This is a genomic window from Frigoribacterium sp. CFBP 8759, assembly GCF_014841655.1.
GTDB lineage: Bacteria > Actinomycetota > Actinomycetes > Actinomycetales > Microbacteriaceae > Frigoribacterium.
This window is the reverse complement of record NZ_JACYUH010000003.1, coordinates 529,632-549,384: the sequence shown is the minus strand read 5'-3', so window position 1 is coordinate 549,384 and position 19,753 is coordinate 529,632. Positions and strand designations below refer to the sequence as shown.

The following is a 19,753-nucleotide window of genomic DNA, read 5'->3' as shown; positions in this document are numbered from 1 at the left end:
CGTCGGGTCGGTGGGTCGGTGCGTGCGTGCATCGGGCCCGCGGGGCGTGGTCGCCTGCGTCGTCATGTCGTCCTCCGGTCTGCCTGGCTGTGTGCCGAGGGCTCTCCGGGGGTGCGCGACGCGAGGGTCGGCATCGGCCCGGGGGTCCGCTGACGGACGACCGGGCCCGCGCCACCTCTCATCCGGACTATGACCGTCGGTACCGGGGTTCCACCGGTTCAACCGGCCGCCACCTCTCGGGGACGACGCGGGTCGCGGACTGTGACCGCCGGCTCAGATTTTCACTGACCCCGGAGCGCGTTGCTCTGTCGGCGACGATAGCACCGCCGCCTCGAGCGGCCCCGACGTGTTCGGCCAGGGCGTAGCCGGGCGTCGCACGGGCGGCCCGGGCTCAGCCGTCGACGAGCCCGGGCTCAGCCGACGACGAGCCCGAGGTGAGCCGCCATCGTCGGGGCGAAGGTCGCCAGCTGCAGGTCGTCGATGGTCGCGCCGCGAAGCCCTTCGAAACCGTCGATGCGGGAGAAGTCGCTGGTGCGCAGATCGGTGTGCGACAAGGAGGCGCGGGTCACGTCGAGCGTGCCGATGCGGCAGTCGACCAGCGCGACCCGCAGGGCCTGCACACCCCCGAGGTCGAGTTCGCCGATCGTGCAGCCCTCGATCACGACGTCGGTGAGGCGCGCCCCGCGCAGGTTGAGGAAGTCGACCTTGCCGCCGACCAGGTGCACCGACCGCAGTTCGGCGTCGAACAGCTCGGCCGACCCCCACCGGGGCCGCTCGACGCGGACGTCACGCCAGGTGCTGCGCGAGGCGGCGAACTCGGGCGCGAACGAGTCGGCCAGCACCGACTCGACCAGGCGGGCGCCCCGCAGTCGGGCCGATCCGAGCCGCGGCGACTCGAAGACGCACTCGGTGAACTCGGACCCCTCGAGGTCGCGACCGGTCAGGTCGGCGTCGACGTACCGTTCGAGCTCACGGCTGTCGCGCGGACCCAGCAGGTCGGTGCCGAGGTCGACGAGCCCCCGGGGGTCGACGGGGTCGAGCCGCGGGGCGTCGGTGCCCCCGGGGTCGCGGGGCGGGACGGCGTGGGGCGGCGCGACGGGGTCATGCGACGAGGCTAGCGGCGGGGTGCGACACGACCCGAGGAACGTCCGGGCGGGCCCCCGACGCGGACGTTCTCAGCACTCGATGACGTTGACCGCGAGCCCGGCGCGGCTGGTCTCCTTGTAGCTGTCCTTCATGTCGCGGCCGGTCTGGCGCATCGTCTCGATGACGGTGTCGAGGCTGACGACGTGGCTGCCGTCGCCGAGCAGGGCCATGCGGGTGGCGGCGACCGCCGTGCCCGCCGCGATGGCGTTGCGCTCGATGCAGGGCACCTGCACGAAGCCGCCCACGGGGTCGCAGGTGAGGCCGAGGTGGTGCTCCATGGCGATCTCGGCCGCGTTCTCGACCTGGCGGGGCGTCCCGCCGAGCAGGGCGGTCAGCGCGCCGGCGGCCATCGACGCGGCCGAGCCGACCTCGCCCTGACAGCCGGCCTCGGCCCCCGAGATCGACGCGTTGCGCTTGTAGAGCGACCCGATCGCCGCCGCCGTCAGCAGGAAGGTGCGGGACAGCTCGTGATCGGTCGCGCCGTGGAACCTCATGGCGTAGTAGGCGACCGCCGGGATGATGCCGGCCGCGCCGTTGGTCGGGGCGGTGACGACGCGCCCGCCGCCCGCGTTCTCTTCGTTGACGGCCATCGCGTAGGCCTGCAGCCACTGGGCCGGCAGGTCGGAGGCCAACAGCGAGGAGGCGCGGCCCTGGTCGATCGCCGAGCCGCCGAGGGCGAAGGCGGTCGCCCTCTCGTCCTGCTGGCGCAGCATGGTCGCGAACTGCCGGGCGCGTCGGGGCACCTTCATCCAGCCGGGCAGGACGCCCGTGGCCTCGAGACCCGCGTCGACGCAGGCCCGCATGGCCGCCCAGCGTGAGTCGAGCCCCACCGCGGCGTCGGCCTCGCCGTGCAGCGCGACCTCGTTGCGCCAGGCGAGGTCGGCGATCGACGCGCCTTCGGAGTCGCAGAGGCGCAGCAGGTCGTCCGCGTCGGTGAAGGCGAACGGCGCCTCGGCGGTGGGCACGGCCCGCTCGTCGTCACCGTCCCGCACGACGAAGCCCCCGCCGACCGAGAAGTAGACCTCGCGGGCGAGGCTCTCGCCGTGAGCGTCGAAGGCCTCGACGCTCATCGCGTTGGGGTGCCGGGGCATGCGCGTCAGCGGCGCCATGCGCAGGTCGTTGGGGGCGAAGGCGATCTGGTGCCGGCCGAGCAGCCGCAGGCCGCCGCCCTGCTCGACCGCCTGCTGCATGCCCGAGACGACCTCGGGGTCACAGGTCTCGGGTTGCATGCCCGCGAGGCCGGCGAGGACGGCCGACGGAGTGCCGTGGCCGAGGCCGGTGGCGGCGAGCGAGCCGTAGAGCACGGCCTCGACCCGCACGACGTCGGTCAGCCGGCCGTCGACGTCGAGACCGAGCAGGAACTCGCGGGCGGCCCTCATGGGGCCGACGGTGTGCGAGCTCGAGGGGCCGATGCCGATCGAGAAGAGATCGAGGGCCGAGACGTGGTCGGTCACGGAGAACCTGCCTTCCGGGGTCACCACGACGTTACCCGCTCCCGCCGACGCGCAGGAGGTCGGGGCCGTGCGCCACCCCGGGGAGGTGCGGGTCGCCTCAGGCGGGTCGCCCCACCTCGCGGGCCCGCTCCGCCATCGCGCCCGACATGCCCTCGAGGAACCGTCGGACGGTCTCGAGCTCGGCCTCGTCGAACTCGGCCATGACCCGGTCGCTCATCACGCCGAGCGGCCCGAAGAACGCGCCCGCGACCTCGCGGGCGCGATCCGAGTAGCGGACGAGCACCCGGCGCCGATCGGCGTCGTCGCGGCTGCGGTGCACGTGCCCGACCTTCTCGAGGCGGTCGATGACTCCGGTCGCCGCCCCCGACGTGACGCCCAGGAGCTCGCCGAGACCGCCGGCGGTGACGGGGTCGCCGTCGCGCTCGGCCTGCATGACGTGCAGCAGCGCCTCGAGGTCGATGTGGCCGAGACCGTGTCGCGAGGCGAAGGCCTGGGCGACCTTCTGGGACTCGGTGGTCAGCCGTTGCATGTGGGTGACGATCTCGTCGGCCTGCGGCGAGCGCGACGGACGGGTCGACGGGGCCGTGGGGCCCGGGTCTGTCGGGGTGGGCATGGAACCTCCTGCGTGACGAGTCTGGTCGATGCTCCTGTGATCTGCAATACTCTTAGCTCCTAAGACATTCAGCGACTGAAGGATCACCATGCGCACCCTCGCCCGCATCGTCAGCGGCCACCGCACCGCCTGGGCCGTGCTCGCCGCGACGGCCGTCGCCGTCGCCCTGCTCTTCACGGTCCTGCCGCAGAGCGAGGGCGACGCGGCCCCGCCGTCGGGCGTCCCCGACACGAGCCAGTCGGCCCAGGTGGCCAAGTTGCTGACGACCTTCCCGAGTGCCGAGACGACGGTGGGCATCCTGGTCTTCAGCCACGACGGCGACCGGCTCGACGCCGCCGACCTGACCGCCGTCGACGAGCGGGCGGCCGCCCTCGCCGAGCTCGCCACGACCCCGCAGGCCGTCCGGCCGCAGATCAGCGACGACGGCACCGCGGCGATCGTGGCCGTCCCGCTCGACGCCACGACGGTCGACGCCGACGTCGCGGGCACGGCGACGAGCCTGCGGGACGCGGCCTCGGCCGACCTGCCCGCCGGGCTGGACGCCCTGCTCACCGGGCCGATCGGGTTCCAGGACGACATCGCGAACGCCTTCGCCGGGGCCGACTTCCGGCTCCTGCTGGTCACGGTGGTCGTCGTGGCCGTGCTGCTGATCGTCACCTACCGCAGCCCCGTGCTGTGGATCGTGCCGCTGGCCGTCGTCGGTGCCGCGGACGCCCTGGCCGGCCGGGTCGCGGCCGCCGTCGCCGAACCCCTGGGCATCCCGCTCGACGCCTCGATCTCGGGCATCCTCTCGGTGCTCGTCTTCGGCGCGGGCACCAACTACGCCCTGCTACTCGTCGCGCGTTACCGCGAAGAACTGCTGCTCGAGCCCGACCGCCATCGCGCGATGCGCACGGCCGTGACGAGCGCCGGGCCCGCCATCGCGGCCAGCGGCGGCACGGTCGCCCTGAGCCTCCTCACGCTGCTCCTCGCGTCGCTCACGGGCAACCGGGCCCTCGGTCTCGCCTGTGCGATCGGCGTCGGCGTCGCGATCGTGTTCGCCCTCGTCGCCCTGCCGGCGGCCCTGGTGGTCTGCGGTCGCGGGCTGTTCTGGCCCTTCGTGCCCCGCGCCTCCTCGTCCGGGCGCGACCGCGTCTCCGACGGGGCCGACGCGACGCGGACGGCCGACGCCACCGCAGGAGGCGCGGCGCACCACGCGGCACCGCGACGCGGCTTCTGGGACCGTCTCGGGCGCGGCGTCCGACGCCGTCCGGCCGTCGTGGCCGTGGCGTCCGTCGCGGGCATCGGCGTCCTCTGCCTCGGCCTGAGCGGCTACGCCGTCGGCCTCTCGCAGACCGACCAGCTGCTCGGCGACCCCGATTCGGTCACCGCGCAACAGGTGATCGACGACTCGTTCTCGGCGGGGCTGACCAGCCGCACCACCGTGATCGTCCCCTCGACGGTCGCCGACGAGGCCACCGCGCTCGCGTCGGGCACGGACGGCGTCGACACGGCCACGACCGGCGAGACCGAGGGCGGACTGACGCGCGTCGACCTGCAGCTGTCCGCCGAACCCGAGAGCGACGCCGCGTTCGCCACCGTCGAGCGTCTGCGTGCCGGGTACGCCGACGCCGGCGGCGGCCTCGCCGACGCGCTCGTCGGGGGCAGCGACGCCACCGCCTACGACACGAAGGTGGCGGCGCAGGCCGACATCGACCTGATCGCGCCGATCATCCTGGCGATCGTGTTCGCCGTCCTGGCCCTGTTGCTGCGCTCGCTCGTGGCCCCCGTCCTGCTCATCGCCTCGGTGCTCGCCACGTTCTTCGCGAGCCTCGGGGCCTCGACCTGGCTGTTCCAGAACGTGCTGGGGTTCCCCGCGCTCGACACGGCGGTGACGCTGTACGCGTTCCTGTTCCTCGTCGCCCTCGGGGTGGACTACAACATCTTCCTCACCACCCGGGCCCGCGAGGAGGGCCTCGTGCACGGCACCCGCGAGGGCATGGTGCGGGCCCTGGCCTCGACCGGCGCCGTCATCACGAGTGCGGGCATCCTGCTGGCGGCCGTCTTCGCCGTCCTCGGCGTGCTGCCGGTCGTCGCCCTGACCCAGGTCGGCGTGATCGTCTGCCTCGGCGTGCTGCTCGACACCCTGGTCGTGCGCACCGTGCTGGTGCCCGCGCTCGTGTTCCTCACCGGTGACGCGTTCTGGTGGCCGAGCCGGCGTCCGTCGGTTCAGCCGCAGGCGTCCCAGAGCCCGACCCTCGACGCCTCGGCCGACGCCTCGGCCGCGACGAACCGGTCGCGGTAGCGGTACGCGTCGTCGTAGGTGTCCTCGCGCCCGTAGCCCTCGGCGACGAGCCGCTCGTTGAGCATCGTGCCGTCCGGCGACCAGACGTAGCGCAGCAGCCGGTCGTAGCGGTCGGCGTCACCCTGCGAGGCGTCGTCCTCGAGCCAGACCGTGGCCCCCTCGGGCAGGGCGGCCGTCGTGAAGGCGCTCGCCTCTGGTCCGAAGCAGTCGACCGGCGCGTCGGGCTTCACGGTCTCGGGGGTGTCCACGCCGATCAGGCGGATGCGCTCGCGCTCCCCCGCCACCAGGACGACGACGGTGTCCCCGTCGACGACCCGGTCGACCACGGCCTCGACCGCCGCGGCCGGGACGCTTGCGGGCACGGGGACCGCACCCGCGCCTCCCGGGCCGCCACCCGCCGACCCGTCGCCGAGGAGGCGCGGGAAAGCCACGAGGACGGCCCCCGCCACGAGCACCACGAGGACTCCGAGCAGCCGGCGCGGCGTGAGGCGACGACGCGACGGACGGCGACGCGCGCTCACTCGGCGAGCCGCGTGCCGCGGAGCTCGGGCAGCATCGTGGCGGCGACGGCCCCCACGACGAAGACCGCGCCGAAGACGACGAACAGGGTGGGCGGCCCTCCGAGGGCGATCAGCGGGGGCACCGACAGCGGCGCGGCGATCGAGGCGATGCGCCCGACGCCGGCGGCCCACCCCGCGCCCGTGCCCCGCAGCGGGGTGGGGTAGAGCTCGGGCGTCACGGCGTAGAGCGCCCCCCACGCGCCGAGGTTGAAGAACGACAGGGCCATGCCCGCGACGAGGATCTGCGCGACGCTTCCGCTGACCGCCCCGAAGCCGAAGAAGACGGCCGCGACGGCCGACCCGAGCAGGAAGGTCGCGAGCGTCCCCCGGCGCCCCCACTTCTCGATCAACCACGCCGAGGCCGCGTAACCCGGCAGCTGCGCCAGGGTGATGATCAGCACGTACCCGAACGAGCGCACGAGCGGGAACCCGGCCGCGACGAGCAACGACGGCAGCCAGACGAAGGCGCCGTAGTACGAGAAGTTGGTCATGAACCAGATCACCCAGATCGCGACCGTGCGGCGAGCCATGCCGGCACCGAAGAGCCGGCCGACGGAGGCGCGGACCGGCTTCTCGACGACCCGCGCCTCCTCGGCGGCCACGGTCGGGGCGGCGACGCCGGCCGCCTGCTCGAAGCCGCGGACGGTGCGCTCGGCCTCGTCGTGACGCCCCTTCGACTCGAGGAAGCGCACCGACTCGGGCATCCTCAGGCGGACGAACACGGCGTAGAGCGCGGGAGCGGCACCGATCAGCAGGGCCCAGCGCCAGCCGTCGTCGCTCGTCGGGATCACGAGGTAGCCGACGAGGGCGGCCCCGATCGAGCCGACGGCCCAGAACGCCTCGAGCAGGACGACCACCCGGCCCCGGATGCGCCGGGGTGAGAACTCGCTGACGAGGGTCGACGCGACCGGCAGTTCGGAGCCCAGGCCGAGTCCGACGACGAAGCGCAGGACGAGCAGCACGCCGACCGACCAGGACAGGGCCGAGAGGCCGGTGGCGAGGCCGTAGAGCAACAGGGTCAGGGCGAAGACGGTCTTGCGGCCCAAGCGGTCGGCCAGCGAACCACCGACGGCCGCACCGATGGCCATGCCCGCGAACCCGGCCGACGCGACCCAGGCCAGTTGTCCGGCCTGGTCGCTCCACACGGTCATCAGTTGGGCGATGACGAACGAGAGCAGGCCGACGTCGAGCGCGTCCAGGGCCCATCCGATGCCCGAGCCGGCCAACAGGCGACGGTGCTTCGAGGTGAACGGCAGCTCGTCGAGGCGCTCGCTACGCGTCGGGGCGACCGGGGTCGAGGTGGGGACGGGGGTCATCTGGGCCTGTCGTCTCAGGGTGTCGTCGGGTCGGGCGGTGGTCGGACACGGACTCCTCGCGTGAGGCGGACCGGGCCACTGGGCAGTGTAGGAGCCGTGAAGATGGCCGCGGCTACAGACACCGGGGCCGCGGCACCGTAGCCTCGGGCGGACCGGATCATCTCGGTCCGCGACGGAGGCACCACCATGGCAGAGAAATCAGCGAAAAAAGGCACCGCGAAGGTTGCCGTGCGCTCCTTGAAGGAGAAGCGCGCCGACAAGAAGGCCAAGGGCGCGACGGGTGGCCACTCGGAGGACATCGTCTCCAACGCCAAGAAGCGCTGACGCACGACGTCCCCGAAGGGGCGCCGACCTCCGCACCGGGTGACCGGTCGCGAGGCGGCGCCCCTTCGTCGTTCCCGGCACGCGGCGACGCCCGCGACGACGCCTCGGGTCGGTCCGGGTGTGACACGACGACCACACCTGACATAACCTCGACCTCGTGGCCCGCGATCAGGGGTGGGGCCGGAGGGACGACGACATGATCGACAGGCGCATCAGGGCATGGGCGGCGACGGGGGTGACGGTCGTCGTGGCCGGCGCGCTGGCCCTCGGGGGCGCGACCAGCGCCTCCGCCGCCGGACCGGGAGCGGTCGGCTGGGCCGACTTCACCGTCGACGGGACGGCTCGTGCCTTCACGGGCACGATGACGCTCCCCGGGGACTTCCCGCAGGCGACGTTCACGTCGACCTCGCGCCAGGCGACGATCCCCAGCGGATCGAGCACGTGGCAGGGCACGGGCACGCCGGTCGGCGCCGAGTACGACTCGAGCCGTGGCCGCCCCTACCTCAACCTCCGTCCCGCCCAGGATTCGCCGACCGCGGCCGCCGCGTCGGTCACGACGTACACCTTCGACCGGGCCACCCCCGCGAGCGACTGGTCGTTCGTGCTGGGCGACGTCGACGCCGACCAGGTGACGGTGTCGGCCACCGGCGCCGACGGTGTGGCCGTGCCCGCCGACGCCCTCGGCTTCGGGAGCACGTACAACTACTGCCGCACCGCGGCCGGCGGCCCGTCGCCGTCGTGCGACGCCGCGGGACTGCGCGACGTGCCGACCTGGAACGCCGCCACGGGCGTGCTGACCGGCAACGCCACCGCGTCCGACACCGAGGGCGCCGCCGCCTGGTTCAGCCCGACCGTGCCGCTGTCGACGCTGACCTTCACGTACCAGCAGCGTTCCGGGTTCCCCGTCTACCAGACGTGGTTCGTGACCAAGACCTTCACCGCGAGCGGGGTGGTGACGAACGACGGCGCGGCCTACCCCGGAGCGATCGTGACGGTCGTCGACCCGGCGACCGGTGAGGTCGTCGGGACCACCACGACGGTCGGCCCCGACGGCACCTGGTCGGTCCCCGGCCTCGTCTCGGGCACGCCCTACGAGGTCGACGTCACCACACCGGAGGACGCCGCGGATCTGCCTGCCGTGCCCTTCACCATCGCGGGCGACGACTCCCCCGGACTCGACTTCGCCTTCGCCGGCGCCGTGCCCCCGGTGGCCACCGCGCCCCTCACGGTGACGGTCGTGGAGGCCGACGGGACGCCCGTGGCCGACCGTCCGGTGAGCATCGTCGTGCCCGGCCAGATCGACCCGGTGGCGTCGGGGACGACCGGAGCCGACGGCTCGGTCACCTTCGAGGGGCTCGACCCCGCGGCCGAGTACGACCTGGTGGACGAGGTCACGGGCATCGCCCGCGGTCCGGTCACCACGGCCTCCGGCGCGTCGATCACGCTCGACCCGACCGTCGAGATCACGACGAGCATCGTGAACCCCGACGGATCGGCACCCGCGACCGGGTCGACGGTCGACATCGTGCCGGTCGGCGAGACCGCGCCGGTGGCGAGCGTCGAGACCGGCGCGGGCGGCTCGTTCACGGCCGACGGCCTCACCCCTGGCGAACAGTACGAGGTGGTCCTCGACGAGGACGTCGACTCGGCCGTCACGATCACCGCACCCGCGACGAGCGGGACGATCCCGCCCGTGCAGATCGCGGCCCCCGCGACCGTGTCGGTCGAGGGCACCGTCGTGAACTCCGACGGCACGCCCGCCGCCGACCTCGAGCTGTCGCTGATCGAGGCGGACGCCACCGACCCCGAGCCCGTCGCCACCCCGACCACCGACGCCGCGGGCGTCTACCGGGCCGACGACCTCGTCCCCGGCACGACCTACGACGTCGTGGCCGACGGCGAGACCCTCGGGTCGTTCACGGCGCCGACCGCCGACGGGACCGTCCCGACCATCACCCTCGCCGCGCCTCCCGTGGTGACCCCCGTGCCCGACCCCGAGCCGACCCCCGACCCGATCGTCACGCCGGCTCCCGTCGTGCCGGCAGCCGGAGGCCAGGGCACGGGCGGCACGGGCACCGGCGGCTCGGGCCGACCGCTCGCCTACACCGGCAGCGAGCCGGGCCTGCCGCTCGGCGTCGCGGCGGCCGCCCTGGCCCTCGGCCTCGCGCTCGTCACGGGCTCGGCCGTCACCCGTCGCCGGGCGGGGCGCCGCTGACCGCGGCGGCCCCCGGGGCCCGACCCCACGAGGCAGAGGAGGCGCGGTGTCCGGTCGACGGGCACCGCGCCTCCTGCGGTCCGTCGGCCCGTGGGCCGGGCATGTGCCCGCACCGGGTGCGAGGGAGTTGGCTCGGGACCATGAAGAACACCACACTCGGCCAGGTCGACGGCGGACTCGACGTCGGCCGCCTCGGCCTCGGCCTCATGGGCATGTCCGCCTTCTACACCGGCAACAGCACCGACGACGACGAGTCGGTGCGCGTCATCCACCGCGCGCTCGACGTGGGCGTCACCCTGCTCGACACCGCCGACATGTACGGCCCGCACACGAACGAGCAGCTGCTCGGCCGCGCCCTCAAGGGCCGCCGCGACCACGCCGTCGTCGCGACGAAGTTCGGCAACGTGACCGACCCCGAGGCCCGCGCCGAACGCACGGTCGACGGTCGCCCCGAGTACGTCCACCGGTCGGTCGACGGCTCGCTGAAGCGCCTCGGCATCGACCACATCGACCTCTACTACCAGCACCGCGTCGACCCGCTCGTGCCCATCGAGGAGACCGTGGGCGCCATGGGCGAGCTCGTCACGGCCGGCAAGGTGAGGTTCCTCGGGCTGTCCGAGGCGGCGCCCGAGACGATCCGCCGTGCCCACGCGACGCACCCGATCACCGCCCTCCAGACCGAGTGGTCGCTGTGGAGCCGTGAGCCCGAGGCCGAGATCCTGCCGACCGTCCGCGAGCTCGGCATCGGCTTCGTGCCCTACTCGCCGCTCGGTCGGGGGTTCCTCACGGGCACCATCCGCTCGGTGGACGAGCTCGCCGAGGACGACTTCCGCCGGTTCGCTCCCCGCTTCTCGGGCGACAACCTGCAGGCCAACGTCCGCATCGTGCAGCAGGTCGACGAGGTCGCCCGGGCCGTCGGCGCCACGCCGGGTCAGGTCGCGCTCGCCTGGCTGCTCGCCAAGGGCGAGGGCATCGTGCCGATCCCGGGCACGAAGCGCCGCGCCTACCTCGACGAGAACGTCGCCGCCGACGACGTGGTGCTCGACGCCGAGCAGGTGCACCAGCTCGACGACGTGGCCGCGCCGAAGGGCGCCCGCTACGCCGACATGTCGACGGTCGACAAGTAGCGAGGCGGCCGGCGTCGGCTCGGCCGTCGGCCTGCGTGAGCCGTCGCTCCGCCACCCCGGCACCCCGCCACGAAATGAACATCCCGCCATCCCTTTCCGTGGCGGGATGTCCACTTCGTGGCGGGGTGAGACGTCCGGGCGCGGAACGAGGGCGAGCCCGAGGAGGCGCGGGTACGGTCGAGCGATGGACGACGTGATCAGACGCCGGGCCCTCGTGCACGGTTCGGTGCAGGGCGTGGGTTTCCGTTTCTCGACCGAGGGCGAGGCGGACCGACTGGACGTCGGCGGCTTCGTCCGCAACCTGCCCGACGGGACCGTCGAGGTCGAGGTCGAGGGACGGCCCGACCGGGTGGCGCTGCTGCTCGAATGGCTGGACGAGGGACCTCGTGGGGCCCGGGTCGACCGGGTCGAGGTGAGCGAGATCACCCCCGTGGGCGAGAGCGAATTCAGCACGCGCCACTAGCCCGAGCGACGATCAGTACGGGGCCCGGCGGCCGGAGACGAGAGACCCGGCCCGGACGCTCGCACACACCCGACAGTGTGGAGTGCCCGGACCGGGCGTTCAAGGGTACCTGCTCGACGGCCCGGCCCGATCACCCGGACCGGTTCGGTCGGACCGTCCGGCCCGGTCGGCCCGGGGCGTCCGATCTCGTCGACCGGTGACCTCACATCCGGTGCCGCTGCCGCGTCTACGGGGTGGATACCATCGCCGAGAGCCAGGAGGCACCGTGAGCGTCCACACCAGCGTCGACACCCCCGTCGGCCCGTTGACCGTCGTCGGGGGCGAGACGGGCCTCGTCGGCCTCTACTTCGACGAGCACCGCCACCTGCCCGATCCGACCGGCTTCGGCCCGGTCTCGCGGAACGGCGTCGGCCTGAGCGACTTCGCCGAGGTCGGGCGCCAGCTCGGCGAGTACTTCTGCGGCGAGCGGCGCTCCTTCGACCTCCCGCTGGCACCGCGCGGCAACGACTTCCAGGTGCGGGTGTGGACGCTCCTCCGCGACATCCCCTTCGGCGAGACCCGCAGCTACGGGCAGCTCGCGACCGCGCTCGGCGGCGTCGGCCTGGCGCGGGCGGTCGGCGCCGCCAACGGGCTCAACCCGTTGAGCATCGTCGTGCCGTGCCACCGCGTGGTCGGCTCGGGCGGGGCCCTGGTCGGCTACGCCGGCGGGCTCGACCGCAAACGGTTCCTGCTCGGGCTGGAGGCCGACCAGCCGTCGGGCCCCGACTCCGGTCGGCTGTTCTGACGTGGAACCCTTCGAGCGCGTGGTCGCCCGGCACGGTCGCACGGTCTGGCGCGTCTGCCGGGCCGTGCTCGACGAGCACGACACCGACGACGCCTGGAGCGAGACGTTCGTGGCGGCCCTCGTCGCGTACCCGTCGCTCCCGGCGTCGACGAACCTCGAGGCGTGGCTGGTGACCATCGCGCACCGCAAGGCGATCGACGTGCTGCGGGCACGCGAGCGTCGCCCCCGGCCGGTCGAGACGGTGCCCGAACCGCCGCCCGCGCCTCCTCACGACGAGACCGTCGCGCGCGCGGACGAGCTCGACGGGGCGCTGCGCACCCTGCCGCCGGGCCAGCGGCGTGCCGTGGTCTACCACCACCTCGTCGGGCTCTCGCACCGCGAGGTCGCCGAGCTGACCGGCATCAGCGCGGACGCGGCCCGGCGCGCGTCCGCCGACGGCATCGCGGCGCTGCGGCGGCTGCTGGCCGACCCCGCGACGCCTCGCGCGACCGGCGCCTCCGTCCGGGCCGCCGGTCGCGCCTCCTCCCCGTCCCCCGAGCCGAAGGGCATCCGATGACCGCCTCCCCCATCGACGCGTCGACCGACCCCGGCGACCTGCTGACCGGCCTCGACCCGACCGACGAGCGACTCGCCGCGCTGCACGCCCGCTTCGCCGAGACCGCCCTCGGCGTCGGGGCGGTCGACGTGGCGTACCGCACCCTCGACTCCCCCGTCGGCCTCCTGCTCGTCTGCGCCACCGACGTGGGCGTGCTGCGGGTGGCCTTCGAGATCGAGGGGCACGACACCGTGCTCGACCGCCTCGCCTCGACGGTCAGCCCGCGCATCGTCGAGACGCCGTCGCGGCTCGACGCCGTCGCGCGCGAGCTCGACGAGTACTTCCGCGGCGAGCGCCGCGCGTTCGACCTGCCGCTCGACCGGCGTCTGTCGAAGGGCTTCCAGCGGACGGTGCTCGAGCACCTGCCCGACATCGGCTACGGCGCGACGGCGAGCTACGCGGCGGTCGCCCTCGCCTCGGGCAGCCCCCGGGCGGTGCGGGCCGTCGGCACGGCCTGCGCCACGAACCCACTGCCGGTCGTCGTGCCCTGCCACCGGGTGGTGCGGAGCGACGGGACGGCCGGCAACTACCGTGGGGGCATGGCGGCCAAGCAGATCCTGATCGACCTCGAGGCGGGGGCGTGAGCGAGGCGGTGACCTCCGGCGTGACGGCGGCCGGCGCGGGAGCGGTGCCGTCGGACCTGGCGGGCGCGGGCGTCGTGGTCGGTGACGACGGGCTCGCCCGACCGGTCTGGGCGTCGACCGATCCGCTGTTGCGCGAGTACTACGACACCGAGTGGGGGCTGCCGGTCCGGGACGAGCGGGGCCTGTTCGAGCGGCTGAGCCTCGAGGCGTTCCAGTCGGGGCTGTCGTGGGCGACGATCCTGCGCAAGCGTCCGGCGTTCCGGAGCGCATTCTCCGACTTCGATCCCGACGTCGTCGCCCGCTTCGACGACGAGGACCGGGCACGGCTGATGGCCGACGCGGGGATCGTCCGCAACCGGCTCAAGGTCGACGCGACGATCCGCAACGCGCGGGCGACGATCGACCTGAGGGCCGACGGCGGCCTGGTCGACTTCGTCTGGTCGTTCCGGCCGGTCGAGACTCCCCGGCCCCGCACGATGGCCGAGGTGCCGACGACGTCGCCGGAGTCGCTCGCCCTCTCGCGGGCACTCAAGGCGAAGGGGTTCACCTTCGTGGGGCCGACCACCATGCACGCGCTGATGGAGGCCGCGGGCATCGTCGACACGCACCTCGTCGACAGCCACCGCCGCGGGTCGTCCGGGGTGTGGGGCGACGACGGCCGGCCGGTGCCGGACGGCGGCCCCCGGGCGGCCGGGTCGTGACCGCGGACTCGCCCGACGGGGCGGCACCCGACGGGGCGGCACCGGTCGGGGCGGTACCGCACGGGGCGCCCGCGCGCTTCGTCGTCGAACCCGTCGGCGCCTGGGACCACGCGCACGCCGTGGGATTGCTGGCGGCGCACAGCGTGCCGGGAGCCGAAGCCACCGACGTCGCCGCGGCCACGCACGCGCGACTGGTCGAGCTGGGCACGGGAGCCGAGCGCGCCTCCCACCGTCTCGACCTGTCGTTCGCGGCCACCGGGGTCGACGTGACGGTGACCGGGCCCGACGGCGTGCCGCCGACGCAGGCGACGGTCGACGAGGCACGACGCGTCGTGCGGACGTGGCTCGACCTCGACACCGACCTCGACGACGTCGAGCGGGGCTTCGCCGACGACCCCGTGCTCGGGCCGCTCGTCGCGGCGCGTCCGGGCATCCGCGTGACGGGCAACCCCGACGGGTTCGAGACGGCCGTGATGACGGTGCTCGGGCAGCAGGTCTCGCTCGCCGCGGCGCGCACCTTCACCGGGCGGCTCGTCGCGGCCCACGGCGAACCCGTCGCGGGGACGGGCCTGACGCGGTTCCCCCGCGCCGACCGCCTGGCGGCCGCCGACGTCGACGAGCTGCGGGCCGCGGTCGGGGTGACGAACAGTCGCGCGCGGACGATCCACGCCCTGGCCGAGGTCGTCGCCGACGGACTCGTCATCGCCCCCGACGTCGACCACGCCGACGCCCGCCGACGCCTGCTCGCCGTGCCCGGCATCGGCCCGTGGACCGTCGAGTACCTGGCCGTGCGCGCCCTCGGCGACCGCGACGCCTGGCCCGCGGGCGACCTCGTGCTGCGGCGCGTGATGGGCGGCCTGACGACGAAGGAGGCCGAGGTCGCCGGGGCACCGTGGTCGCCCTGGCGCGCCTACGCCCTGTTCCACCTCTGGGCCGCGGTGCTGCCGACCGCGCCGTGAAGTCTCGGCCGCCGGAATGCTCGATACTCGTCCGGTGGACATCGACGGCACCCTCGACATCGTCAGCGCGCATCGCGCCGCGGACGAGATCGAGGAGGCGCGGGTCCTGTTGCGAGCGCTGGCCGAGCAGGCGCCCCGGGATCTGATGGTCCGGATGGCCCTGACGGACTTCGCCCGGGCGGAAGGCCAAGTCGACCAGGCGGCCCGGTGGGGCATCGTGATCGACGGCTACACGACCGCCCACGAACGCCGGGTGTTCTGGCGCGTGATGACCGGCATCACGACCCTCAACCGTCTCCGCACCTATCTGCGACTCGAACCGGGTGCCGACCTGCCCCGCGATCTCGTGGCCATGTTGCCGCCGCACCTCGGCGGCACGCATGTCGACGGGTTCTACCGAGCACGCTGGGATGACGACACACGCCCGACACTCAAGGGGTTGGGGGACGCGGCGCTCCTGCCCATGTGGATCAGCACGCCTGTCCCGGCCGTCGCGGCAGGACTGTCCGAGTGGCAGCGCGATTCTCCGTCCCCGGCACTGGCCGTCGTCGCTGCCGCCCTCGCCCTCGTGAGCACGGCGGCGATCGTCGGCTGGATCGCCTACGGCGTCCGCAACCGCACCGTCGGACTCCCGCTCGTCGCCGTGGGCCTGCTCGTCGCCGGCGTCTGGTTCGCCCTCCACGCGACCTCCCTTCCCGTGCCCGAGTGACGGGCGCCGAACACCGTGGATCGGGGGCGTCTACCGTTCCACTCCCCGACATTTCCTCCACGACGAGAGCGGCCAGCATGAACACCGACGACGACCGACCCGACGACCAGGCTGCGGTCGAGGCCGCCGCGATCGAGACGCACCGGGCCGCCCACGGCACGGGCCCGACCGACACGCAGGGCGAACCCGCCGCATCGGGCGACGCGACGCCGGACGGCGACGTCACGCAGCCGCTCGGCGGCAGCCACTCGGGCGAGGACGGCTACGTCGCCGTGAGCCCCGGGGGCGTCTCGGGCGAGCAGGACGCCGCCTTGACCGTCGACGACGAGGACCCGCACTCGGCCGACCCCGAGGCGAACGCCCACCGCGGCGACATCGGCGCGAACCGCGGCGGCAGCGGCGGCCGCTGACCCGTGTGAGACCCCGGGAGCGCGCCGAGACCCACGTGCGCGAGCCGGGGCCTCGGCCCCTTCGTGGGGTCTCGGCGGCGACCGGGTGGTGCATGCTGGTGGGGATGACTGACACGCGCCCCCACCTCGACGACTTCGCCCGCTTCATCCAGGCCTCGCCCTCGTCCTTCCACGCCGCGGCCGAGGCCGCCCGCCGGCTCGACGACGCCGGGTTCACCGCCCTCGACGAGACCGCCGAGTGGCCCTCGGGCCCGGGCCGTCGTTACGTCGTGCGCGACGGCGCGGTCATCGCCTGGATCGAGCCGGCCACCGCGACGGCCACGACGCCGTTCCGCGTCGTCGGAGCGCACACCGACTCCCCCGGCTTCAAGCTGAAGCCCAAGCCGACGACCGGCACTCGCGGCTGGCTGCAGGCCGGCGTCGAGGTCTACGGCGGTCCGCTGTTCAACTCGTGGCTCGACCGCGACCTCGAGTTCGCCGGCCGACTGGTCACCCGCAGCGGCGAGACGCACCTGGTGCGCACCGGGCCGCTGCTGCGCTTCCCGCAGCTCGCCGTCCACCTCGACCGGGGCGTCAACGCCGAGGGCCTGAAGCTCGACCCCCAGCGCCACCTGAACCCCGTGGTCGGGGCGGGGCCGCTCGACGAGGCCGACGTCCTCGGCCACCTCGCCGGGTTGGCCGGGCTGACCGGAGCCGACGTGACCGGGTACGACGTGGTCGTGGCCGACACCGCGCCTCCTGCGGTCCTGGGGATGTCGGGCGAGCTCTTCGCCGCCGGGCGCATGGACAACCTGTCGTCGACCCACGCCGGTCTCGTCGCACTGGTCGAGACGGCGACCTCGGGCGTCGAACTCGACCACGTCGCCGTGTTCGCGGCGTTCGACCACGAAGAGGTCGGTTCGGCCACCCCGTCGGGTGCGGCCGGGCCGCTGCTCGAGGACGTCCTGGCCCGGGTCTCGGCCGGTCTCGGGGCGACGACGACCGATCACCGCCGGGCACTCGCCGGGTCGTGGTGCCTGAGCGCGGACGCCGGGCACGCGGTGCACCCGAACTACCCCGAGCGGCACGACCCGGTCAACCAGCCGGTCGTCAACCGCGGGCCGCTGCTCAAGATCAACGCGAACCAGCGCTACGCCACCGACGGGCTCGGGGCGGCCGAGTGGTCGCGGGCGTGCGAGCAGGCGGGTGTGCCGTTCCAGGAGTTCGTCTCGAACAACTCGGTGCCCTGCGGCTCGACCATCGGACCGATCACCGCGACGCGGCTCGGCATCCGGACGATCGACGTCGGCATCCCGTTGCTCGGCATGCACTCGGCCCGCGAGTTGTGCGGGGCCGACGACCCGGCCTACCTGTCACGCGCCGCCGCCGCCTTCCTCGCGCCGGACGCGTAGACCCGGCGCGGGCCCGATCCGCAGGCCCGGCGCGGGTCCGATCCGCAGGCCCGACGCGGAGGCGCTGCGCGACCGTCGGGCACCGCGCACGGCGGATCAGCCGAAGGCCTCCGCCGCCGGTGCCCCGAGCGCCCAGGCCAGGATCGCCGGCCACTCGCCGTAGCCCGAGTCCGGGGTGAGGTGACCGCCTCGGGGCACGACGACGACCGGGGCGTCGACCCGCGCCTCCCACGTGTCGACCGGGCCGAGCGGCAGCCACTCGTCGTCGTCCCCGGCGACGACGACCGACTCGGCGTCGCCCCCGAGCGCGAGCCGCCGCCCGTCGAACAGCTCCCCGGCCACGAACGCGTGGATCGGCTGGCCGGCGATCAGCTCGGGCGACGGAGGCGCGACCAGCGCGACCCGATCGGCGGACGGAGGCGCGACGCCGGCCCGCAGCCTCAACCAGAGCAGGCACGAGAGGCTGTGGCACAGCACCGTCACCGGACGGCCCGCGGGCAGGGCGGCCCGTTCGTGTCGCACCGCGGCGTCCCAGGCGGCGGGCGTGGGCTCGTCGGCGTCGGGCAGCTGCGGGTAGCGCACCACGTGTCCGCGGGCCTCGAGCTCGCCGGCGAGCCAGCGCTGCCAGTGCCCCTCGGGACGATGGTTCTGCCAGCCGTGAAGGATCAGGAAGGCCGTGGGCGGGGTCGGGAGCGGGGTCGGCGTCGGGGCGGTCGCGTCGGTCACGGTCCGATCATGCCCCGAGCCGGCGTCCTCACGTGGCAGGGTCGACCCATGACGTCACACCCGTACCGCGCCCGGTTCGGCGACGGCTACGCCTTCGAGGGCGAGCCCACCCTCGACGGTCCGCCGCCGACCCGATTCCACGTGACGACGCGCAGTCGGGTGATCGGCCACGGCCGGGCCGCCTTCGAGGCCGCAGGGGACGCCGTGCTGCACTGGCAGGTGCACCGCGGCTCGGGCTTCGTGCCCCTCGAGGTGCCCGTCCGCGTGGCCGTCGGTGCGACGAGCGTCTGGGGCGTGACCCTCGGCCCCGTGCACCCACCGGTCGCCTGCCGGGTGTTCGCCGTCGTCCGGTCCGCCACCGAGATCGGCTTCGGACACGCCGCCCTGGTCGGCCACCCCCAGCGCGGCTGGGAGAGCTACCGCGTGCACCACCACGACGACGACCGCGTCACCCTCGACATCCGCGTCGTCTGGCTCCCCGCCGCGTGGTGGATGCGGGCCGCCGGGCCGGCGTCCGCACTCGCCCTCTCGCTGATCCTGCGGCGCAACCTCCGTGCCCTCGACGTCGTCGTGGCCTCCGCCTGACGGCACCGCGCCCTCACCGGACGGCCCGGTCACCCCTCCGTGGGGACGAGGAGGCGCGGCTCACGAGAACAGGTCGTCGAGCCACCTCTGCCAGGCCGACCCGGTCGCGGCGGCGTCGGCCCCGTCGGCGAAGTCGTGGACGCTGACGCTCACCCCGGCCCCCCAGGCCTCCCGCCCGAAGACGCGGACGAGCGCGCTCGCGGTCCGCAGCCCCACGAACGACGCGGTGCGGTACGAGAGTCCCGCGGCGACCGGACCGACGCCGGGCAGGTCGACCACGACGGCGTCACCGACCTCGACGTCGTCGGCCAGGTCGAGGGCCTGCAGCACCCGGGCGGCCGATCCCGCCGCCCGCGACGACTCCGGGGCGTCGACGCTCGTGAACGTGGCCTCCCGCCCCGTGAACCATGCGACGTACTCGGCGAGGGTGTGCAGGTAGAAGTCGGTGTGCTCCTCGACGCCGGGCACCTGCCCCTCGTCGAAGACGCTCGAGTGCCGGTAGGTCAGCCGGGTCGCCTCCTCGGTGTCGTCGCCTGCCGCGAGGGCGAAGTCGAGCTCGTTGAACCAGCCGCCCTCGCCCTCCATGCGGTTGGCGTAGTGGCGACCCGGTCGCCAGGCCGTGACCACCGCACCCGGCCCGGCCGCGCCTCCCACCCGGGGTTCGACCTCACCGGGCCAGAGCCACCCGCCGGTGCCCGTGGTGACGGCGTCGAAGACCACGGCGGGAGGCGCGGCGAGGGTGACGGTCCGGACGATGTCGGCAGCGGGCACGATGACTCTTCTCTCGTCGAGGCGGGTGGGTCGAGG

The 19,753-nt window shown here is 74.2% G+C and carries 20 protein-coding genes, 1 pseudogene and 1 riboswitch; of the genes and pseudogenes, 13 read left to right on the top strand and 8 right to left on the bottom strand.

Features of this window, described 5'->3' with window-relative positions:
* Positions 1 to 165: 165 nt before the first annotated feature.
* Positions 166 to 302: riboswitch (FMN riboswitch) on the bottom strand.
* Positions 303 to 413: 111 nt separating this feature from the next.
* The 4 genes and pseudogenes from IFT79_RS12710 to IFT79_RS12700 form a co-directional block, all read right to left on the bottom strand.
* Positions 414 to 842: a pentapeptide repeat-containing protein gene (locus IFT79_RS12710; protein ID WP_249407985.1), complete on the bottom strand. Its 429-nt coding sequence runs from the start codon at positions 840 to 842 to the stop codon at positions 414 to 416.
* A 21-nt stretch (positions 843 to 863) separates the two neighbouring features.
* Positions 864 to 944, bottom strand: a pseudogene (locus IFT79_RS17070) (hypothetical protein); the annotation flags it as partial.
* A 231-nt stretch (positions 945 to 1,175) separates the two neighbouring features.
* Positions 1,176 to 2,600 carry an L-serine ammonia-lyase gene (locus IFT79_RS12705; protein ID WP_192124535.1) on the bottom strand — a complete coding sequence of 475 codons (1,425 nt, stop codon included), beginning with the start codon at positions 2,598 to 2,600 and terminating at the stop codon, positions 1,176 to 1,178.
* 97 nt (positions 2,601 to 2,697) lie between these two features.
* A complete protein-coding gene (locus IFT79_RS12700; protein ID WP_056046638.1) occupies positions 2,698 to 3,213 on the bottom strand; it encodes a MarR family winged helix-turn-helix transcriptional regulator in 516 nt (171 codons plus the stop codon).
* 88 nt (positions 3,214 to 3,301) lie between these two features.
* Between IFT79_RS12700 and IFT79_RS12695 the strand changes: the two genes are divergently transcribed.
* Entirely contained in the window at positions 3,302 to 5,497 is a 2,196-nt protein-coding gene (locus IFT79_RS12695) for an MMPL family transporter (protein WP_192124534.1), read from the top strand.
* On the opposite strand, the gene IFT79_RS16970 is transcribed toward IFT79_RS12695, so the two are convergent.
* Entirely contained in the window at positions 5,422 to 6,018 is a 597-nt protein-coding gene (locus tag IFT79_RS16970; RefSeq protein WP_123570555.1) for a thermonuclease family protein, read from the bottom strand. The two genes, IFT79_RS12695 and IFT79_RS16970, sit on opposite strands and share 76 nt — an antisense overlap.
* Positions 6,015 to 7,373: an MFS transporter gene (locus IFT79_RS12685; protein WP_192124531.1), complete on the bottom strand. Its 1,359-nt coding sequence runs from the start codon at positions 7,371 to 7,373 to the stop codon at positions 6,015 to 6,017. Before IFT79_RS12685 ends, IFT79_RS16970 begins: the two co-directional genes overlap by 4 nt.
* Before the next feature lie 520 nt (positions 7,374 to 7,893).
* On the opposite strand from IFT79_RS12685, the gene IFT79_RS12680 reads away from it, so the two are divergent.
* From IFT79_RS12680 to IFT79_RS12630, 11 genes are all read left to right on the top strand, one after another.
* The gene (locus IFT79_RS12680) at positions 7,894 to 9,912 is read left to right on the top strand and encodes an Ig-like domain-containing protein (RefSeq protein ID WP_192124529.1); all 2,019 of its coding nucleotides are present in this window, start codon (positions 7,894 to 7,896) and stop codon (positions 9,910 to 9,912) included.
* A gap of 140 nt (positions 9,913 to 10,052) precedes the next feature.
* On the top strand, positions 10,053 to 11,039 hold the full coding sequence (locus IFT79_RS12675) for an aldo/keto reductase (RefSeq protein ID WP_192124527.1): 987 nt from the start codon (positions 10,053 to 10,055) through the stop codon (positions 11,037 to 11,039).
* 184 nt (positions 11,040 to 11,223) lie between these two features.
* Positions 11,224 to 11,502: an acylphosphatase gene (locus tag IFT79_RS12670; RefSeq protein WP_056046650.1), complete on the top strand. Its 279-nt coding sequence runs from the start codon at positions 11,224 to 11,226 to the stop codon at positions 11,500 to 11,502.
* Between the two features lie 265 nt (positions 11,503 to 11,767).
* On the top strand, positions 11,768 to 12,286 hold the full coding sequence (locus IFT79_RS12665) for a methylated-DNA--[protein]-cysteine S-methyltransferase (protein WP_192124525.1): 519 nt from the start codon (positions 11,768 to 11,770) through the stop codon (positions 12,284 to 12,286).
* Position 12,287: 1 nt separating this feature from the next.
* Positions 12,288 to 12,842, top strand: coding sequence for an RNA polymerase sigma factor (locus IFT79_RS12660; RefSeq protein WP_123570559.1), 555 nt, complete (start codon positions 12,288 to 12,290; stop codon positions 12,840 to 12,842).
* A complete protein-coding gene (locus IFT79_RS12655) occupies positions 12,839 to 13,465 on the top strand; it encodes a methylated-DNA--[protein]-cysteine S-methyltransferase (RefSeq protein WP_192124523.1) in 627 nt (208 codons plus the stop codon). The genes IFT79_RS12660 and IFT79_RS12655 overlap by 4 nt, the downstream gene beginning before the upstream one ends.
* Positions 13,466 to 13,509: 44 nt before the next feature.
* Positions 13,510 to 14,166 (top strand): DNA-3-methyladenine glycosylase I, encoded by a 657-nt coding sequence (locus IFT79_RS12650; RefSeq protein WP_374058404.1) that lies wholly within the window; start codon positions 13,510 to 13,512, stop codon positions 14,164 to 14,166.
* On the top strand, positions 14,163 to 15,125 hold the full coding sequence (locus IFT79_RS16965) for a DNA-3-methyladenine glycosylase 2 (RefSeq protein WP_192124521.1): 963 nt from the start codon (positions 14,163 to 14,165) through the stop codon (positions 15,123 to 15,125). The genes IFT79_RS12650 and IFT79_RS16965 overlap by 4 nt, the downstream gene beginning before the upstream one ends.
* A 34-nt stretch (positions 15,126 to 15,159) precedes the next feature.
* Positions 15,160 to 15,834: a hypothetical protein gene (locus tag IFT79_RS12640; RefSeq protein ID WP_192124519.1), complete on the top strand. Its 675-nt coding sequence runs from the start codon at positions 15,160 to 15,162 to the stop codon at positions 15,832 to 15,834.
* Between the two features lie 77 nt (positions 15,835 to 15,911).
* Positions 15,912 to 16,244 (top strand): hypothetical protein, encoded by a 333-nt coding sequence (locus IFT79_RS12635; protein ID WP_123570562.1) that lies wholly within the window; start codon positions 15,912 to 15,914, stop codon positions 16,242 to 16,244.
* A 104-nt stretch (positions 16,245 to 16,348) separates the two neighbouring features.
* Positions 16,349 to 17,635, top strand: coding sequence for a M18 family aminopeptidase (locus IFT79_RS12630; protein WP_056047805.1), 1,287 nt, complete (start codon positions 16,349 to 16,351; stop codon positions 17,633 to 17,635).
* A 96-nt stretch (positions 17,636 to 17,731) separates the two neighbouring features.
* Here IFT79_RS12630 and IFT79_RS12625 read toward each other — a convergent pair whose 3' ends face one another.
* A complete protein-coding gene (locus tag IFT79_RS12625) occupies positions 17,732 to 18,361 on the bottom strand; it encodes an alpha/beta hydrolase (protein WP_192124517.1) in 630 nt (209 codons plus the stop codon).
* Positions 18,362 to 18,409: 48 nt separating this feature from the next.
* Here IFT79_RS12625 and IFT79_RS12620 point away from each other — a divergent pair, with 48 nt between their 5' ends.
* Positions 18,410 to 18,946, top strand: coding sequence for a DUF1990 family protein (locus tag IFT79_RS12620; RefSeq protein ID WP_192124515.1), 537 nt, complete (start codon positions 18,410 to 18,412; stop codon positions 18,944 to 18,946).
* Positions 18,947 to 19,006: 60 nt separating this feature from the next.
* Here the strand turns inward: IFT79_RS12620 and IFT79_RS12615 are convergent, their stop codons facing one another.
* The gene (locus IFT79_RS12615) at positions 19,007 to 19,717 is read right to left on the bottom strand and encodes an SRPBCC family protein (protein WP_056046667.1); all 711 of its coding nucleotides are present in this window, start codon (positions 19,715 to 19,717) and stop codon (positions 19,007 to 19,009) included.
* Between the last annotated feature and the right edge of the window lie 36 nt (positions 19,718 to 19,753).

Bases quoted from the DNA above. Each gene is read 5' to 3' on its own strand.
- IFT79_RS12620 (WP_192124515.1), top strand. From the start codon at position 18,410: ATGACGTCACACCCGTACCGCGCCCGGTTCGGCGACGGCTACGCCTTC.
- IFT79_RS12680 (WP_192124529.1), top strand. From the start codon at position 7,894: ATGATCGACAGGCGCATCAGGGCATGGGCGGCGACGGGGGTGACGGTC.
- IFT79_RS12685 (WP_192124531.1), bottom strand. From the start codon at position 7,373: ATGACCCCCGTCCCCACCTCGACCCCGGTCGCCCCGACGCGTAGCGAG.
- IFT79_RS12700 (WP_056046638.1), bottom strand. From the start codon at position 3,213: ATGCCCACCCCGACAGACCCGGGCCCCACGGCCCCGTCGACCCGTCCG.
- IFT79_RS12670 (WP_056046650.1), top strand. From the start codon at position 11,224: ATGGACGACGTGATCAGACGCCGGGCCCTCGTGCACGGTTCGGTGCAG.
- IFT79_RS12695 (WP_192124534.1), top strand. From the start codon at position 3,302: ATGCGCACCCTCGCCCGCATCGTCAGCGGCCACCGCACCGCCTGGGCC.
- IFT79_RS12635 (WP_123570562.1), top strand. From the start codon at position 15,912: ATGAACACCGACGACGACCGACCCGACGACCAGGCTGCGGTCGAGGCC.
- IFT79_RS12655 (WP_192124523.1), top strand. From the start codon at position 12,839: ATGACCGCCTCCCCCATCGACGCGTCGACCGACCCCGGCGACCTGCTG.
- IFT79_RS12675 (WP_192124527.1), top strand. From the start codon at position 10,053: ATGAAGAACACCACACTCGGCCAGGTCGACGGCGGACTCGACGTCGGC.
- IFT79_RS12630 (WP_056047805.1), top strand. From the start codon at position 16,349: ATGACTGACACGCGCCCCCACCTCGACGACTTCGCCCGCTTCATCCAG.